Below are 15,153 nucleotides of genomic sequence, written 5' to 3'. Positions count from 1 at the left end.
ATTTTTCCTTACGATAAACTCTCTTTTAATTTACTTATTTGTTTTTTAGCTTGTGCATTATCTTGTTTGATAATTTTCTTGGTATTTTGATCATATTCAATTTGAATTTCTATTTTCTGTAATTTTGAAAACATTGTATGTTTTTGTAATATATCAATAAATTGTTGGTGTAATTCTTTTATTTTAGTTTTTAGTATTTCTTTATTGCTTCTAACTATTATTTTGGTAGCAGAGTAATAGATAATGTCGGTATCTTGTAAATAGGGTATGTTTAATTTATGAAGCTGTTTATTTGCTACCTCATTTGAAGAAGCTAAGTAATTTGCTCGAGATATCAGTTCTTTGTTAGCATAGGTAGTGTTTTTAATCTTATGTCTAGTTTTATGGTTTTGTATTTTGTCTAGCTTCTCTGGTACTATTTTGATGCTCATATACCTAATTACTCATGGTTTTTGTTTAATTGAGAATAAAATTCATCACATGCGTTGATTATTGCGTTATCACGCCCTTTTTTTGAACATGTTTTTATTCTATATGATTCTGTATTTAACTGCTTAGATAAGCTGTCTTGTATCTGTAGTTCTAGCTTGGTATTTATGCAGTATTGATAATCTTTATCTGACGTATCGTAATCAGTTAACTTAAGAGTTAAATTTAGATTGGATAACTGCTTTTTAGTGATATTAAACCCATTAGAAAAAATGTATTTTTTTAAAGTATCATAGAAATAACCACTATTATTACGATCTATATAAATATTTATATTTCTTTTAATATTTAGATTCTGATTATCTATGTTATTCAAACAATACATATATGTAGCAATATCTGTATCTGGATTAAGTATAAGTAAGGTTCTCAAGCTACTTTTGATTTTGGTTATATTTTTATCAATTTTTTTTGTCAAATTAAATCTTGTAAGAGAGTTTTTATTTTCAATTGAACTTAAAAGAAGTTTTGATTCTTCAATATTAGCTTTAATGATTTTATGCAAGGTTGTTATAGTTTCTTTAATGTTAACCTGTAACTCAACATAGGTGGTGCCATTAGAGCTTGTTTGGTTAATTATATTATAGTTTGGCACGCTAATTTGAGCTGTAGTAGTTGATACTTGTTGTATTAGTTTTTGAGAAATATTTTTATTTTCAGAAATTGTCTGTAATGATGTGTCTGCAGATACTGAAACTTGAAGCCTTTGAGCTATATCGGCTAAAGCATTATCTATGGATTTATTAAAGGTTTCTCCAGCACCAACACCGTAAATAAAAAGATCATCATTATTTGGGGTATTATCGATCCAGGCTGGAGGTATAGGCTTTTTTAGGGGGATATTATGGCTCTCAGGTGTTTTAGGAATTTTGAGTTTTTTTTCTTTAGAAAAAGGTGAAAATTGTTCTTTTGTATTTGTAGATGAACAACCAAATAGCATAAAACTAGTAATTAAAACTACCATTATTTTTAATCTGGAGGTGTTCATCTGTTTTATATCTACAAAATTAGCTCTTAATACGAGTATGTTAATTTAAATTTCTTACAAACTCTATATAATGTAGTGTTAGATTCTAATATTTCTATAAATTTAATAAAAAGTTGGTTCAAAATGCTGAGTTTAATTCAAAAAGTAGTTGGTAGTCGTAACGATAGATTCATCAAGAAAATATCCAAAACAGTTGAAAAAGTAAACTCTTATGAGAGTGAATATGAGAAGCTTTCAGATGAGCAGTTAAAAGCAAAAACACTTGAGTTTAGGGAAAGATTATCTAAAGGACAGTCTTTAGATAGCTTATTGCCAGAAGCATTTGCAGTAGTTAGAGAAGCTTCAAAAAGAACTAAAGGTATGCGTCACTATGATGTGCAGATTATCGGTGGTGTGGTACTTCATCAAGGTAAAGTTGCTGAGATGGGGACGGGTGAGGGTAAAACTTTAGTTGCTACACTTCCTGCTTATCTAAATGCAATATCTGGTGAAGGTGTACATGTAATTACAGTAAATGATTATTTAGCAAAACGAGATGCTGAGCTTATGAGTGAGATTTATCACTTTTTAGGTCTTTCTGTGGGTATAATAGTTGCTGATTTAAATCCAGAGCAGAGAAAAGAGGCTTATGCTTGTGACATTACATATGGTACAAATAATGAGTTTGGTTTTGACTATCTACGCGATAATATGGCTTATGAAAAAGAAAATCAAGTTCAAAGAAGCCGTAATTTTGTAATTATAGATGAGGTTGACTCAATCCTAATCGATGAAGCTAGAACACCTCTTATTATTTCAGGAGCATCTGACGATAGCTCAGAGATGTATAATCTTTTTAATAGACTGGTTCCATATCTCGAAAAGCAAGAAAAAGAAGAAGTTGAAGAAGGTGAGGAAGGTAAAGATTATTATCTTGATGAAAAGTCTAAAAATGCTTTCTTAACAGAAAATGGTTATGCAAAAATTGAAAGTATGCTTAAGAAAGAAGGTATTCTTGAAGAAGATGATAACTTATATAGTCCGCACAATATTACGAAAATGCACTATCTAAGTGCCTGCTTGAGAGCTTATTCACTTTATCAACTAAATGTTGATTATATTGTCCGTGATCAAGAAGTAGTTATTATTGATGAAAGTACGGGTCGTGCTATGCCAGGACGTAGATGGTCTGATGGTTTACATCAAGCTATAGAGGCTAAAGAAGGTGTTAAGATAAATGCTGAAAATCAAACTATGGCATCTATTACATTCCAAAACTTTTTTAAATTATATAATAAGCTTGCGGGTATGACAGGTACAGCTGATACTGAAGCATTTGAATTACACTCTATATATAACCTAGAAGTTATAATTATCCCAACAAACAAGCCTCGAATTCGTCAAGATCATCATGATGAAATATATGGTAGTGTACGTGAGAAATTTGATGCAGTAGTTGCAGAAATCAAAAATCGTGTAGAAATAGGTCAACCAATATTAGTAGGTACAGCATCTATCGAGGCATCTGAAATTTTATCAACTCTAATGAAAAAGAAAAAAATTAAGCATAGTGTTTTGAATGCTAAACAGCATGAAAAAGAAGCTGGCATAATTGCAATGGCAGGTTTCCCGGGTAATGTAACAATTGCGACAAATATGGCAGGTCGTGGTACAGATATTATATTAGGTGGTAACTGGGAAGTTGAGCTTGCAGAGATAGAAGATCCAACAGCAGAGCAAATTGCAGAAGTAAAGAAAGCTTGGCAAGAGCGAAATGAAGCTGTGAAAAAAGCAGGCGGACTTTGTATTATAGGTTCTGAAAGACATGACTCTCGCCGTATTGATAACCAGTTGCGTGGTCGTGCTGCTCGTCAGGGAGATCCAGGTGAGAGTAAGTTTTACCTATCTATGGATGATAATTTGCTTAGAATATTTGCATCACAAGGTATGGCTGAAAGAGTTAAAAAAGGCTTGAAAGGTGGAGAATCTCTAGCTTTTGGATTTATGTCAAAAGTTATATCTAAAGCTCAAGGAAAGGTCGAAAGTTATCACTTTGATATTCGTAAAAACTTACTTGAATATGATAATGTCGTAAATACTCAAAGAAAAGTAATCTATGAGCAAAGACAATCATTCTTAGAAGCTGAAGATGTTACCGAAACATTAAATGATATTAGAATAGATGTTGCTGAGACAGTATTTCATAATTATGTGCCTGCAGGTTCAATGCCTGAGCTTTGGGATCTTGCGGGTCTTGAAGGTGCGTTAAAATCTGACTTTATGATAGAAGTAGATTTACAAACATTGTTTGAAGAAAATGATAACATAGCCGAAGAAGATTTGAAAAATGCTGTGGTTGAGGCTATTAAGTTTGAGTTTGAAAACAAGATTAAAAATCTTGATCCTCAAGTTGTCAAAAACTTTGAGAAATTCTCATTACTACAATCTATGGATACTCATTGGCGTGATCATTTAGGAGCTATTGACCATCTTAGAAATAGTATTAATTTGCGTGGATATGCTCAAAAAGATCCTAAAAATGAGTATAAGAAAGAGGCGTTTGAGCTTTTCTCTAGTATGTTAGATAACTTTAAGTATGAGGTTATTTCTTCATTAGCTAAAATACGCATAGCATCAGAAGAAGAAACAGAAAGAGCACAGGAGGAGTGGAAAGAGTCTATGAGTGATATTAATGCTGAGCATGAGAGTGTTTTAGACAATAATGAAGCTCAAGAAGATCAGCAAGAAGAAGCTCCAAAAGTTCAGCAAGTTAAACGCGAAGGACCTAAAGTAAAAAGGAATGATCCTTGTCCTTGTGGCTCTGGTAAGAAGTTTAAACAGTGTCATGGTAAAGTAGCTGAGTAAAATACAAAATAGATATTATGCTCTTTCAATGAAAAATATTTATGACAAAAAAACTTTGATTGTTAAACCGTTGCGATATGCTTTGTAGCTGCTAAAAATTTCGCTATGTTAGTTGCAGTTTGTTCTATATTATGAGCAGCTGAGGATAATATAGTATCTAAGTCACTATAATGATTAATACATGAAAATACAGCATCTATATCACTATTGTCTAAATCGTTATCAGAAAAATCGTAGCTTCCTACTATAGCAATAACTGTAGAGTTGTGTTTTTTTGCTTTTTGAGCAATTATGGTAGGGACTTTACCATTGAAACTTTGTTGATCCATTTTACCTTCACCTGTTATAACTATATCAGCTGCTTTTAATGAATTTTCAAAACCTATAATATCTAATATTAGCTCTGCGCCTGATACTATTTCAGCATTAAGAAAAGTTGCTAACGCATACCCTACACCACCAGCAGCTCCAGTTCCTTTAGTGGAGTGATGATTTTTATTAGTTATATGACTACATACTTTAGAGAAAGACTTTATGCTTTCATCTACTGTAGATAGCTGATAGCTTTTAAGACCTTTCTGTTGACCATAAACGAATGTTGCACCATTTTGTCCATATAGTTCATTATTAACATCGCTAGCAACTTTAAAGTCTGTTGTTGAAATTCTTGAGTTAATATTACTTATATCAATACTAGCAATGTTATTTATATCTTTAAGTTTACAGTTTTGAATAGTATCTTTATTAACATCTAAAAATTTTACTCCTAATGCTTGTAATAAACCTATTCCCACATCATTAGTACAGCTTCCGCCTAAAGTTAAGATGATTTTATTAAAGCCACTATCTAAAGCATGCTTTATTAGTTGACCAAAACCAAATGTACTAGCTTCGAGAGGTTTCATCTGCTTTGTATCTGTTAGGTTTAAACCACAGCATTTAGCAAGCTCAATAATAGCTGTATTATTTATAGTTAGATACTCAGCATCTATAATTTTTCCAGAGGCTGAATGGACTTTTGTTTTAATATATTTAGCATTAGATAAATTATTTGCTATAGCATCTATTGAGCCTTCACCACCATCCGCAACTGGTATTTTTGTATATTCAGCAAATTTAAAAACTTTTTTAAAGCCTTTTTCAATTGCCAGGCACACTTGGCTAGCATCAAGAGAGTTTTTGAATGTGTCAGGAGCAATTACAATTTTCATATTTTGAAGTATATATTTTATATAATGCTATTTTATTTAACTTTAGTTAGATATTCCATATAATTGAATGATTAGTATGATTTCAAAATTTAGATGTTAGATAAAATATATAAAAAAGTTAGCTGGAAAATAATTCCTTTTCTGCTTATTTGCTATACGGTAGCGTACCTCGATAGGGTAAATGTTTCTTTTGCAAAAATTCAGATGATGTCTGATTTGAGTTTGTCAGAGACAGTTTATGGGTTTGGTGCAGGTATCTTTTTTGTTGGTTATTTTTTATTTGAGGTTCCAAGTAACTATGTCTTAGTTAAAATAGGGCCTAGTAGATGGTTAGGTTTTTTGATGGTAGTTTGGGGGGCTTTATCATCTTGTACAATGTTTGTTGAGACTGCTAATCAATATTATGTCCTTAGATTTATTTTAGGAGCTGCAGAGGCAGGATTTTTCCCAGGGGTGATATATTATTTATCACAGTGGTACCCATCATATCGAAGGGCAAAAGTAACGGCTATATTTTTTAGTGCTACAGCTTTTTCTGGGATATTCGGAGGACCTATTTCAGGATTTATAATGGATATTTTTAATCAATATCATTATGATGGTTGGAGGATGCTATTTTTAATGGAAGGTATTCCATCTATTTTACTTGGTTTAATAACGCCTATATTTTTACCAACTATTAGTAAGGCAAAATGGCTAAATCAAGATGAGAAAGTTTCATTACAATATCAACTTGATGAAGAAAAAAATACTGAGTCTAATTCTAGTAAATTATCAGTTTTTCTTGATCCTAGGGTGTGGTGGCTATCATTAATTTATTTTTGTGGTATTTCTGGACTATATGCAATTAGCTTTTATTTACCAACATTAATACAAGCCTCGGGTGTTACAAATATATTTACAATTGGTGTAATTTCATCAATACCCTATTTATTTGCGGTAATCGTGATGATTGGTATAGGTGCTAGTTCGGATCATTTTAAAGAGAGAAAATACCACCTAATAGGTATAAGTATACTTGCGGTAGTCGGCTTTATAGGGACTGGAATGTTTGATGGTAATACATATCTTACAATTATAACTATGTCACTTGCTACAGCTGGAATTTTAGCTTTAATACCTCTTTTTTGGAGTCTTCCTGCAGCATTAATGAGTGGTATGGCAGCCGCTATAGCTATTGCAATTATTAATTCCGTTGGAAATTTATCTGGTTTTATAACGCCGTATTTAGTTGGATACATTATAGACTCAACAAGCTCAATCTCTTTAGCTTTATATATCGTTGCTTTAATCGTATTTATTGGAGCTATTTTGATACACATATTTTTTAAATGTTTTGTAAAAACACAAACAAATCATGATTGATACTAAAATAAGATGCTTTGGCTCAAACTCACAGATATATGCTGATTATCATGATAATGAATGGGGTAAGCCTGTTTATGATGATAGAGTGTTATTTGAGTTTTTAATTCTTGAAGGAGCGCAAGCTGGTTTAAGTTGGGAAACTATCTTAAAAAAGCGAAAAGGTTACAGAAAGGTGTTTCACGATTTTGATCCACAAAAAGTTGCAAACATGAGCGATGATGAGCTTGAAGCTCTACGATTAGATAGTAGTATTATTCGTAATAAACTTAAAATTTATTCAGCTCGTAAAAATGCTTTGAGCTTTTTAGATGTTCAAAAAGAGTATGGAAGCTTTGCGAAATTTATCTGGCAATTTGTCGATAATAAACCGATAGTGAATAGATGGGATAATAAAAGTGATATACCTGTTACTACAGCTTTGAGTGATAAAATCTCAAAAGAGTTAAAGTTAAGAGGTATGAGCTTTGTAGGAAGTACGATTATATATTCTTATATGCAAGCAGTAGGGCTAGTCAATGATCATTTAAATGGTTGTTGGATTGTGAACAACTCGAGCATATGATTACATAGCGTGCAAAATTAACAAAATTTTAATGCTTAAAATAGTGAAATTATATAAAAAGAAATTTTAGAAAGAATTTTGTAAGATTAGTCTTCTACTGATACGAACTTACGGTTAAGAGCGCCGCCAGTATGGAATTTAACAACACCATCTTTTAAAGCAAATAACGTGTGATCTTTACCACAACCAACGTTTACACCTGGGTGAGTTTTTGTACCGCGTTGACGAATAATGATAGAACCAGCTTTAACAACTTCTCCACCGTATCTTTTTACACCTAAGTATTTAGGGTTTGAATCTCTTCCGTTTCTAGTACTACCACCAGCTTTTTTGTGAGCCATTTGTATACTCCTTTTGTATTAAAAAAATTATAAACTAATTGATGAAACTTTTACCGCAGTAAAATACTGACGATGACCTTGTTGCTTCATACTGTGCTTACGACGACGGAATTTCATGATCTTAACTTTAGCGTTACGACCTTGCTCTACAACTTCTGCTACAACTTTAGCACCTTCAACAGTTGGAGCACCAACTTTAACTTCGCCTTCTGCAGTTTCAGCCATTAAAACTGTATCAAATTCTACTTTTTCGCCAATACCTAGCTCAATCTTTTCAAGTTTTACTACTTGACCTTCTGCTACTTTGTATTGCTTACCGCCACTTTTAATTATCGCGTACATTTATATACTCCGTTATTAGATTTATTTTATCTCAGAACTATCTAAACTTAATTAGACTTCTGACTTTTTGTTATAGTTACATTTATCTAGCTTATAAAAGCAGACAGTGAATTATAACAAAAATCACATTTAAATCAAGTTTTGATGAGTGATTTAGCAAAGAATAAAGATGGTGAGGTTAATAGTTGGGAAGATTATTTTAGTGTATTTGTAATATCATTATTAGGATATTTTAAATCATCCATATTTATAGAAAATGCTTTACTATGAGACTGATCCAGACTATTCAAATCAATCATCACTGGAGAGTTTATATTGTTGTATGTTCTAAGGAATAATTTGTTATTTGTTTGATCTTTTACAACAGTATATGCTGTATGATCATACATCTTTTCATCGCCTATTTTTTCAACAACGGCACCTTTAGGTATATCAACACTATTTAATACATGAGTCACTTTGTCTACAGCGGATTCATCTTCTGGACCTTTAAGGTCAGAATAATAACCTAACGCAGCTATTTTAATGAATCTTGAAGGAGGAGAGTAGTCACCAGGCATTCCTAATAACCCATTACCTTGCCCTAAAGCATTAATATCTTCAGGATTTTCATTTTTAGGGTTTTCAGTTTCTTTGTTGCCAAGTTTGATTCTTGCAATAGTATGGTTGCTTAAGTTTAAGTAATTTCTAAGGTTAGTTAAATGCCAGTCAATAGTTGGAGCATTTGTCATAACTTTAACTTTAGTGTCCATAGTTGTAATTTTGATCTTACCATCAACATATTCTACAATTATACCTTTACCAGCTTTATCTGTGATAAGGAAATGTAGTTGTGGAGATACACCGTCTACCATTGTAGACTTATCTGACCATACTTTTGTTTTAGCTAGTATTTTTTTAGCATCATCAACTGTTGCAGCTTCGCTTAATATATATGTCGTTATTTCTAATATAGAAGCATAGCTTTTATCTTTTGAATCAACCTTCTGGTATTCTGTAAATCCTGGCAAATAGTTTGCGCTTAAACTAAGTCCTTCACTATTTTGCCCATCTAAGAAAAGATCTTTACTATTTCTAACTAGTCCTGTTCCTAAAATCGAGTATTTAGAAGAGTAGTTAATTTGAGGAAGGTTAGAGTCACTTGGTGCTGTAAGACTATGAGTAGTGCCTTGAGGTACATACATTACGCTCCAATCCCAATTAAAACCCCATTCCATAGTTCTACCTGAAGCTACATGATCATCTGGAGTGACCATGCTTATAGCAGTACAAGCTATCCCTTGTGAAAAGGGTATAGATAATGCGAGTACTGTGCCTAAGAGTTTTCTTTTTAATTTCACTGATATTCCTCGAAAGTTGACTTATAAGAAAATAATATCACAAATTCTGCATAAGTAAGTTAGTTATGTTTTAACAATGCTAGTTATATTTTGATAACTTATATAAAATATTATAATTAAATATAAATTTCTATAGAGGAATCATGTCAGAAACTTTTTCAAATAAACATCCTAAAGGGTTGTGGTACATTATAGCTATCTATATGTGGGAGTACTTTAGTTTCTATGGAATGAGAGCCTTATTGATCCTATATCTTATTCAGCATTTAAAGCTAGGTGATACGCTATCTTATGCTATATCTGGAGCCTATATAACATTAGTATATTTATCGCCAATTATTGGTGGTTCTGTTGCAGATAAAGTTTTAGGCTATAAAAGAGCTGTAATATGTGGAGCTTTATTAATGTCTATAGGGCATATTATTCTTGGCTTAGGTGGAGATGATTCTCTATATGTGGGAATGGCATTTATAGTTTCTGGGTATGGCTTCTTTAAAAGTAATATTTCTTGTTTGATGGGGCAACTTTATAGCCCTAATGACATTAAGAAAGATTCAGCCTTTACACTTATGTATTTAGGCGGAAATTTAGGAGGCATATTTGCACCTGCGTTATGTGGGTTTGTTGCTTATTATTATGGTTGGCACTATGGGTTTGGTCTAGCCGGTATTGGGATGATATTCGGCTTGTTAGTATTTCTATCTGGATCAAAGCATATTCCAAATATTCTACCAGAAAAGTCTCCTTCAAGGTCATTGGGGCAAATTATTACAGCTCTATCTATACTCACTATTGTTATAACGAGCTATTTAGCTTTAGAGTACCGGTTTGATGGTTATTTATTAGCGGTTGTTGCTGTTGCGACAGTTGTTTATTTTGTTAAGATTTTAATAGAAACAGATAAGGTTTCTAGGAAATCAATATTTTTCTTATTACCATTCTTTGTTTTTGGCATTGTATTTTGGGTTTTTGATGAGCAGTTATATACATCTGTAGAAATATTTATTCATAGAAATGTTGATACTTACTTTTTAGGTTTTGATATTCCAGCTAGTGTTTTTACATCTGTAAATTCAGCATCGATTTTATTTGGTGGCTTAGTGGTTGCTTGGGCTTGGAAAAAGCTTAAATCACTTGAAGGTGATTTTGGTAGAATGATAAAGTTTGGTTGTGGATTTTTATTTCAGTTAATCTGTTTTGTATTATTCTTTATTGCAGCTAAGCAAGCAAGTATAAATGGAACAAGCTCTGCTATATTAGTTATAGCAGCTTTAATTTTCTTAGGTGTTTCAGAGTTATTTATTGACCCAATAGCTCTTTCAGAAATCACTTCAATTAAAGATAAAAAGCACATTGGTTTCTTAGCAGCTGCTTATATGTTATTTACAGGAAGTGTTGCTGGATTTATAGGAGCAAAAGTTGCTGATATGGCGGCATTTAATACTATATCTGAAAGTATGAATCTAATTGAGCAAGCAAAACTTTTCAGTGGTTTATTTGGTAATATTACTATTATATTGTTGGCTACTTCTTTGTTGTGGTTCTTCGTGGCAATTGTTCTTAAAAAACTTAAATAATATCTTCTATTTATCACATATAAAAAAAGGATACACAGCTATTATTTTATTTTCTAGCTCGATTACTTTCGCACTATCTCTTTGACTAGTCGGTATTTTAAGTTCTTGAAAAAGGATTTTTAGCTTATTAGGCTTATTTCTACCTATATAGCGACATTTATCACTAGATTTTCTATCTCTAATAATAATGTTCGCTAACTGTGATTTGTTAAGATGAAGACTTTTACTTAGCCATTGCTCAATAGCTGTTTTATTAAACTCTAAAGAATTTTTCTGAATATGTTTAATCTTCAATAAACCGTACTCAACATTAATTACTAGGTACTCATTAACATTAATAGACCACCCTGTATGAACAGGATCAGATATGGCTTTGGTAATAGATATAACTTGTGAGTGCTTTAAGCTTAAATTAGTGTTTTTCTTAAACCATAGATGTAGTAACGATTGTTGAATATCATTATCAAGCTTAGCTAAAAGTTTGACTTCCACCTCATTGTCTTTATTGCAAATAGTATCAAGTTCTTTGGCTAATAGTTTATTCAAAACACTGTTGGAGTTTGCACAAATGCTAGCACTTCTTGCTAAAGTTTTATTTACCGTAGGATTCACTTGTTTAAGTATTGGAATAATCTCATTGCGGACTAGATTCCTTTTGTATTTGGAGTTTTCATTGCTGTCATCATAAATATGCTTTATTTGTTTAGCTTTCGCATAGTTTTCAATATCTGATTTTGAGTATTCTAATAGTGGGCGTAAAACGAATCCATGCTTTAATTTTTTGCTATAAGGTATTCCAGCTAGCCCTGCTAAACCTGAACCTCGTATTGCTTGAAGTAAGAAGGTTTCAGCTTGGTCATCTTGGTGATGTCCTAACAGTAAAATAGGAGCAAGGCACTTAGCCATTTGTTGCTCAAAAAAAGCTATTCGTTGCTTGCTTGCCCAAGCTTCAAAACTTTCTCCTTTAGGTACTTTCCCAAGTTTATGTGTAATAAATGCGATATTATGTTCATCACAAATATTATTACAATGCTGTTGCCAACTATTAGCATCAGGGTGAATAGCATGGTTTATATATATAGCTATGATTGGAATTTTAGTTTCTTTGAAAATATTAACTAATACGCTAGAGTCAATGCCACCACTGAAACCAATAACTATATGAGAAGGATTAAATTCTAGGGTTTTTGATATGATAGAATGTTTGCAAATAGTCATTTAGATAAGATAGCGAGCTCGAATAGTGGCTTTAACTTTTTTAAATTCTTTAACTAGGCTTTTTGCATCTTGAGTTGATGATTTAATATCCATAACTACATAGCCTATATCATCTTGTGTACGTAAATATTGACCTTCGACATTTATATTTTTCTGAGCTAGTATTTCATTGATTTCATTCATTACACCAGGGATGTTTTTATGAATATGAAGAACTCTATGATTATCAGCACCTGCATTTGAAGGTAATGAAAGTTCTGGGAAATTAACTGCATTTAAAGTAGAGCCGTTATCAGAATACTTAATAAGTTTAGCACTCACTTCATTAGCAATATTTTCCTGTGCTTCAATAGTGCTTCCACCAATATGCGGAGTGATAAATACATTGTCAAAATCTTTAAGTGGACTTTCAAATTGCTCATTTTTTGATGATGGTTCACTTGGGAACACATCAATAGCAGCACCTTTAAGTTTCTTACTTTCAAGAGCATTTACTAATGCATCAATATCTACTACATTACCACGCGAAGCATTGACAAGTATAGAGTTATCTTTCATCAAAGCAAATTCTTTTGCTGTAATTAAGTTTTTAGTGCTAGCAAGTTGAGGTACATGTAATGACACTACATCAGCTTGTTTTAGTAATTGTGCTTGTGACTCCACTTGTGTTGCATTACCTAATGGAAGTTTTTCTTCTACATCATAAAATATTACATTAATACCCATACTTTCAGCTAGTATGCCAAGTTGCATACCTATATGACCATAACCAATAATTCCAAGAGTTTTACCACGAACTTCATTAGCATTATCAGCAGATTTTAGCCATAGACCACGGTGAGCTTTAGCATTTTTATCAACAACATTTCTGACTAATAAAATTGCTTGAGCAAGCACTAATTCTGCAACACTTCTAGTGTTTGAATAGGGAGCATTAAATACTGGGATACCATGTTTGTGAGCTGTTTGAAGATTAACCTGGTTTGTGCCAATACAAAAGCACCCAATAGCTGCTAAATGTGTAGAATTTTCTAAGACTTCTTTAGTAAGTTGAGTGCGTGAACGCAAACCAACCATCTTATAGTCTTTTAATTTATCAATAAGTTCTTGACCCTCTAGTGCAGAACTCATAAGTTCAATATTTTCATAGCCAGCGGTTTTGAAAGATTCAACAGCATTATTATGAATACCTTCTAATAGTAAAATAGGTATTTTCTTTTTACTTAAAGATAATTTAGACATCAAAAAATTCCTTTATATTGAGATTTTTGCTTTAATAGCGGGGTGGTGATCATAATTTTCAAACTCAAAGTCATCAAATTTATAATCAAAAATGTTTTTAGCTTTTCTTTTTATTTTTAGAGTTGGAAGTTTTAATGGATTACGAGTAAGCTGCTCATTTACCTGATCAGTATGGTTATTATAGATATGACAATCACCACCAGACCAAATAAATTCTCCAACATCTAAATCACATTGTTGGGCAATCATGTGTGTAAGTAATGAGTAGCTTGCGATATTGAAAGGAACCCCTAGAAAAGCATCAGCACTTCTTTGTGTAAGCATACATGAAAGCTTATTGTCAGCGACATAAAACTGAAACATCGCGTGACAAGGAGGAAGAGCAGAATTACCTTTTGCTACATTTTCTTGTGGAGTTAGTCTTTCAGATGGTACTACACATGGGTTCCAAGCAGACACTAGTATTCTGCGTGAATTTGGATTAGTTTTTAAAAGCTCTATGACATCAGCTATTTGGTCAATACCTTCACCATTAAAGTCACGCCATTGCTTACCATAGATAGGACCTAGATCACCATCTTCAGTAGCCCATTCGTTCCAAATACGGACTTTGTTTTCGTTTAGATATTTGACGCTAGTATCACCACTTAAAAACCATAAAAGTTCATGAACCACACTTGGAATATGGATTTTTTTAGTAGTTACTAGAGGAAAACCTTGCTGCAAATCAAAGCGCATTTGATAGCCAAATACACTTTTTGTTCCAGTACCTGTACGGTCACCTTTAGCAACACCATGAGTTTGAATATGTTTTAAAAAGTCTAGATATTGTTGCATTTGTTACCTCTTGTTTTAATAAATACAGCAATTAAAATTATTGCACCTAATATAATCATTGGTAGAGAAAGTATTTGCCCCATAGTCATCCAATTAAAGAATATAAATCCATACTGAGGATCAGGTTGTCTTACAAACTCACAAATAAATCGTGCACAGCCGTATAAGAACATAAATAAACCTAGCACAAGGTATCTAGGTCTTTTCTTAATAGTTACTAGCCATAATACTGTAAATAAGACAACTCCTTCAAAGAAAAACTCAAAAAGTTGAGAAGGGTAACGAGGTAGTGGTCCACCAGTAGGAAAAATCATACCAATTGGAGAGTCAGTAACTCTACCCCAAAGTTCGCCATTGATGAAATTACCTATTCTACCAGCACCTAAACCTATGGGAACAACTGGGGCAACAAACTCACCAAGGTCAAAAAAATTAACCTTTAATTTTTTGGCATATATGGCAAAAGCAATAAGCACACCAATAAAACCACCATGGAAAGACATGCCTCCATCCCATAGCATTAACATTTGAAGAGGATTGTGTAGATAAAATGGTAGGTTATAGAAAACTATGTAACCAATTCTTCCGCCTAAAATAACACCAAGTGCGATGTAGAAAGTTAGATCGCCTGCTTGATCTGGAGAAAATGGAGCCCAAGATTTTTTTTGAGCTCTATATCTAAGTAGCATCCATCCAGAAAAAATTCCAAAAAGATACATTAAGCCATACCAATGAACTTTTATAGGACCCAAATGTATTGCTACAGGGTCAATATGAGGATACTGTAACATTTA

Annotated in this window: 14 protein-coding genes; 4 read left to right on the top strand and 10 right to left on the bottom strand. The window is 32.5% G+C overall.

Annotated elements, in window-relative coordinates; translation table 11 throughout:
- Positions 1 to 8 precede the first annotated feature (8 nt).
- Complete coding sequence (locus tag FLM55_RS01915; protein ID WP_178947762.1) at positions 9 to 431, bottom strand: hypothetical protein; 423 nt, start codon at positions 429 to 431, stop codon at positions 9 to 11.
- A gap of 8 nt (positions 432 to 439) precedes the next feature.
- Entirely contained in the window at positions 440 to 1,453 is a 1,014-nt protein-coding gene (locus FLM55_RS01910) for an LPP20 family lipoprotein (RefSeq protein ID WP_178947761.1), read from the bottom strand.
- 147 nt (positions 1,454 to 1,600) lie between these two features.
- Here FLM55_RS01910 and secA point away from each other — a divergent pair, with 147 nt between their 5' ends.
- Positions 1,601 to 4,321, top strand: coding sequence for a preprotein translocase subunit SecA (gene secA / locus FLM55_RS01905; RefSeq protein ID WP_178947760.1), 2,721 nt, complete (start codon positions 1,601 to 1,603; stop codon positions 4,319 to 4,321).
- A gap of 62 nt (positions 4,322 to 4,383) precedes the next feature.
- Here the strand turns inward: secA and FLM55_RS01900 are convergent, their stop codons facing one another.
- Positions 4,384 to 5,532 carry a glycerate kinase gene (locus FLM55_RS01900; protein ID WP_178947759.1) on the bottom strand — a complete coding sequence of 383 codons (1,149 nt, stop codon included), beginning with the start codon at positions 5,530 to 5,532 and terminating at the stop codon, positions 4,384 to 4,386.
- A 93-nt stretch (positions 5,533 to 5,625) separates the two neighbouring features.
- Between FLM55_RS01900 and FLM55_RS01895 the strand changes: the two genes are divergently transcribed.
- Positions 5,626 to 6,897, top strand: coding sequence for an MFS transporter (locus FLM55_RS01895; protein WP_178947758.1), 1,272 nt, complete (start codon positions 5,626 to 5,628; stop codon positions 6,895 to 6,897).
- On the top strand, positions 6,890 to 7,462 hold the full coding sequence (locus tag FLM55_RS01890; protein ID WP_373193963.1) for a DNA-3-methyladenine glycosylase I: 573 nt from the start codon (positions 6,890 to 6,892) through the stop codon (positions 7,460 to 7,462). Before FLM55_RS01895 ends, FLM55_RS01890 begins: the two co-directional genes overlap by 8 nt.
- An 86-nt stretch (positions 7,463 to 7,548) precedes the next feature.
- Here FLM55_RS01890 and rpmA read toward each other — a convergent pair whose 3' ends face one another.
- The 3 genes from rpmA to FLM55_RS01875 form a co-directional block, all read right to left on the bottom strand.
- Positions 7,549 to 7,803, bottom strand: a complete 255-nt coding sequence (gene rpmA / locus FLM55_RS01885; protein WP_112869830.1) for a 50S ribosomal protein L27 — start codon at positions 7,801 to 7,803, stop codon at positions 7,549 to 7,551.
- A 27-nt stretch (positions 7,804 to 7,830) separates the two neighbouring features.
- Positions 7,831 to 8,145 carry a 50S ribosomal protein L21 gene (rplU, locus tag FLM55_RS01880; protein ID WP_112869831.1) on the bottom strand — a complete coding sequence of 105 codons (315 nt, stop codon included), beginning with the start codon at positions 8,143 to 8,145 and terminating at the stop codon, positions 7,831 to 7,833.
- Between the two features lie 194 nt (positions 8,146 to 8,339).
- Positions 8,340 to 9,485: a choloylglycine hydrolase family protein gene (locus FLM55_RS01875; RefSeq protein ID WP_256868902.1), complete on the bottom strand. Its 1,146-nt coding sequence runs from the start codon at positions 9,483 to 9,485 to the stop codon at positions 8,340 to 8,342.
- 143 nt (positions 9,486 to 9,628) lie between these two features.
- Here FLM55_RS01875 and FLM55_RS01870 point away from each other — a divergent pair, with 143 nt between their 5' ends.
- Positions 9,629 to 11,062 carry a peptide MFS transporter gene (locus FLM55_RS01870; RefSeq protein WP_178947757.1) on the top strand — a complete coding sequence of 478 codons (1,434 nt, stop codon included), beginning with the start codon at positions 9,629 to 9,631 and terminating at the stop codon, positions 11,060 to 11,062.
- A gap of 6 nt (positions 11,063 to 11,068) precedes the next feature.
- Here FLM55_RS01870 and tilS read toward each other — a convergent pair whose 3' ends face one another.
- Genes tilS through lgt form a run of 4 tightly spaced genes read right to left on the bottom strand, consistent with a single transcriptional unit; the run spans position 11,069 to position 15,150 of the window.
- Positions 11,069 to 12,280, bottom strand: coding sequence for a tRNA lysidine(34) synthetase TilS (gene tilS, locus FLM55_RS01865; protein ID WP_178947756.1), 1,212 nt, complete (start codon positions 12,278 to 12,280; stop codon positions 11,069 to 11,071).
- Positions 12,281 to 13,522 (bottom strand): phosphoglycerate dehydrogenase, encoded by a 1,242-nt coding sequence (gene serA / locus FLM55_RS01860; RefSeq protein ID WP_178947755.1) that lies wholly within the window; start codon positions 13,520 to 13,522, stop codon positions 12,281 to 12,283.
- A gap of 12 nt (positions 13,523 to 13,534) precedes the next feature.
- Positions 13,535 to 14,359, bottom strand: a complete 825-nt coding sequence (locus FLM55_RS01855) for a thymidylate synthase (RefSeq protein ID WP_178947754.1) — start codon at positions 14,357 to 14,359, stop codon at positions 13,535 to 13,537.
- Positions 14,344 to 15,150: a prolipoprotein diacylglyceryl transferase gene (lgt, locus tag FLM55_RS01850; protein ID WP_178947753.1), complete on the bottom strand. Its 807-nt coding sequence runs from the start codon at positions 15,148 to 15,150 to the stop codon at positions 14,344 to 14,346. The genes FLM55_RS01855 and lgt overlap by 16 nt, the downstream gene beginning before the upstream one ends.
- Between the last annotated feature and the right edge of the window lie 3 nt (positions 15,151 to 15,153).

Source organism: Francisella sp. Scap27 (assembly GCF_013394105.1).
Classification (GTDB): Bacteria; Pseudomonadota; Gammaproteobacteria; order Francisellales; family Francisellaceae; genus Francisella; species Francisella adeliensis.
The sequence above is the reverse complement of the archived record's forward strand: the minus strand, read 5'-3'. Positions and strand labels throughout refer to the sequence as shown.